The sequence below is a fragment of the Pseudomonas songnenensis genome, assembly GCF_003696315.1.
Taxonomy (GTDB): Bacteria; Pseudomonadota; Gammaproteobacteria; order Pseudomonadales; family Pseudomonadaceae; genus Stutzerimonas; species Stutzerimonas songnenensis.
On sequence record NZ_RFFN01000021.1, the window covers coordinates 1 to 360 of the forward strand.

The following is a 360-nucleotide window of genomic DNA, read 5'->3' on the forward strand; positions in this document are numbered from 1 at the left end:
AAGGCCTACAAGTGCACGCTCTGCTCCGACCGCGTCTATCACGGCCTGGAGCCGGCCTGCGTGAAGAGCTGCCCGACCGGCTCGATCCAGTTCGGCACCAAGGAGCAGATGCTCGACTACGGCGCGCACCGGGTCGAGAAGCTCAAGGAGCGTGGCTTCGAGAACGCCGGCATCTACGATCCTGCCGGCGTCGGCGGCACCCACGTGGTCTACGTGCTGCAGCATGCCGACAAGCCGGAGATCTACAGCGGCCTGCCGAAGGACCCGCATATCAGCCCGACGGTGGAGCTGTGGAAGGGCGTGACCAAGCCGATCATGTCCGCGGTACTGGGCGTCTCGGTGCTGGCCGGCTTCTTCCAC

General features: G+C 65.8%; 1 protein-coding gene. It reads left to right on the forward strand.

The genetic code is table 11. The annotated features are described in order from the left end of the window. A partial coding sequence (locus EA798_RS20480) for a formate dehydrogenase N subunit beta transmembrane domain-containing protein (protein ID WP_276330370.1) occupies positions 1–360 on the forward strand: 360 nt, incomplete at both ends.